At 69.1% G+C, this 1,896-nt stretch carries 3 protein-coding genes; 1 reads left to right on the top strand and 2 read right to left on the bottom strand.

Annotated elements, in window-relative coordinates:
• Nucleotides 1–300 precede the first annotated feature (300 nt).
• Complete coding sequence (locus ACFHPP_RS30890) at nucleotides 301–822, top strand: helix-turn-helix domain-containing protein (RefSeq protein ID WP_437167056.1); 522 nt, start codon at nucleotides 301–303, stop codon at nucleotides 820–822.
• A gap of 125 nt (nucleotides 823–947) precedes the next feature.
• Here the strand turns inward: ACFHPP_RS30890 and ACFHPP_RS30895 are convergent, their stop codons facing one another.
• Both ACFHPP_RS30895 and ACFHPP_RS30900 read right to left on the bottom strand, forming a co-directional pair.
• The gene (locus ACFHPP_RS30895; protein ID WP_437167057.1) at nucleotides 948–1,268 is read right to left on the bottom strand and encodes an HU family DNA-binding protein; all 321 of its coding nucleotides are present in this window, start codon (nucleotides 1,266–1,268) and stop codon (nucleotides 948–950) included.
• A gap of 243 nt (nucleotides 1,269–1,511) precedes the next feature.
• Nucleotides 1,512–1,896, bottom strand: a 385-nt coding sequence (locus ACFHPP_RS30900; protein ID WP_437167058.1) for a M20/M25/M40 family metallo-hydrolase, incomplete at its 5' end; no start/stop codon positions are given.

Here is a 1,896-nt window from a genome sequence, read left to right on the forward strand (position 1 = left end):
GCCTGGCCCGCCGCCGCCGGCGGGCAGTCTCGGCGTAGCCTGCAACGGGCTCGCTGGTAGAGCACAGCGAGCCCCCGTCGCGGCACTCCACCCGCTGAACCCTGGCACGATCGTGAACTCAGCCGGCTCCGCGACACCCTGACGCAGTTCTTGAATGAGTAGATTCCGGCGATGCCATCTGGATGCAATTAGATTTAGTCGAACGAAATCACACGGGGGGCGTTCTGTCCCTCCTCGTACGTGACATCCGCACCTGCCCACCCACAGCAGCTTCACCCTGCCGCCCCAAGGACCAGAACGATGCAGGCTTTTAACGCGACATTTCCGGCCGGCTCCCGCACCGCCGCGATGGAGGCGAGCCCGCAAGCCATGGTGGCGATGAATGACCGATCGGAAGTCGGGCTGGCCGTGGCGGTGATCTCGGGCAACCGCTCACCCACCTCTGCTGACGCCAGCGTCGGCAGCCGGATCAAGGAACTGCGCCGCGCCGCCGGCCGGACGCAGAAGGAGATCGCCGACATCGTCGGTGTCACCGGCGCGCAGTTCCATCGCTACGAAACAGGTGCGACGCGGATCGCGACCAGCCGCCTGCTCGGCATCGCGACGGCACTCGGCGTGCGGCCGGAGACGCTGATGGGCGGCTCCGCGCCGCGGCACGAGCCGATGGTCGACTTCATCGACGGCGCCACGGATGAGCTGGTCGAGCTGGTGCAGGTGTTTTCCACCATCAACGACCCGCGTCGCCGTGCCGCGCTGATGGCCTTCGCGCGTGCCGTCGCCCGCGGCCAGCCGCCGCAGACCGCGGACCAGACACCGGAGTAGCGGCGGGTCGGGCTGCGGCGCCCTCTGCCGGCCCGGCCGGCGAGGCGACCGACGGGTTGCGTCCGTCATGTCGCTCGGCGGGAGAATGCCGATCGCCGGTTCGCGGTTGTTCTCGGGCGAAGGGCTCAGACGACGTCCTTGAGTTCCTTTGCCGCGCTGAAGGCGATCTTCCGGCTGGCCTGGATCTCGATCGGCTGGCCCGTCCCCGGATTGCGGCCGGTCCGCGCCGGCCGGTCCCGCACCTGCAGGATCCCGAGCCCGGTCAGCCGCACCTTGTCGCCGGCCTTGAGGCGCGTGGTCACCGTCTCGACCAGCCCGGCCAGCACGGCCTCAACCTGCTTCCTGGTCATCTCGTGCGCCTCGGCCAGTTCGGGCGCCAGCTGCTTGAGGGTCACGGTGGCTGCGCTCGGTGTCCTGGTCGGCGTGGCGGGCGGCGTCTTTGGCATTCAGAAGGCTCCATCACGGCATGTGGCCATTGCGCAGAAGAACCTGGCTCTCTGCAGGATCCAGAGAGCACTGATGGCGGATTTTTGTAAGGGTAAGATTTTACATCCCTTGATCACCTCAAAGGTGAAGTACCCGATCCTTCAGGGCCACCTATCTGCGGGCGGGTTCGTCGCTGTTCTCAGGCGAAGGTCGCAGACGACCTCCGGTCCGCCCGATCCGTGGCGCCACCGCCAAGGGCCGCGTCAGGTCCGCGGCAGCAGGCGCTCGGCCAGCATGGCGAACCAGCTGGCCCCGATGGGCAGCAGCGCGTCGTTGAAGTCGTAGCCGGGCTGGTGCAGCTGCGGCTCCTGCGCCCTGCCCCGCCCGGCGCCGAGCAGCAGGAAGCATCCCGGCCGCTTCTGCAGCAGGTGACCGAAATCCTCGGCCACCATCGTCGGCTGCGCCAGCTCCGCCACACCCCCGTCGCCCACCACGGCGCGGGCTACCTCGGCCGCAAGGCGCGTTGCGTCGGGGTCGTTCGCGACCGGCGGGCCGGCAAGGCGGAGGAACACGTCGGCCGAGGCGCCCAGCGTGGTAGCGGTGCCCTCGGCGACCTCGCCGATCCGGCGCACCAGGATCGTGCCGGCG

The organism is Falsiroseomonas sp. E2-1-a20, assembly GCF_051433195.1.
Taxonomy (GTDB): Bacteria; Pseudomonadota; Alphaproteobacteria; order Acetobacterales; family Acetobacteraceae; genus Falsiroseomonas.

What these genes read in the sequence shown, in the direction of transcription:
- ACFHPP_RS30890 (WP_437167056.1), top strand. Translation starts at nt 301, where the DNA reads ATGCAGGCTTTTAACGCGACATTTCCGGCCGGCTCCCGCACCGCCGCG.
- ACFHPP_RS30895 (WP_437167057.1), bottom strand. Translation starts at nt 1,268, where the DNA reads ATGCCAAAGACGCCGCCCGCCACGCCGACCAGGACACCGAGCGCAGCC.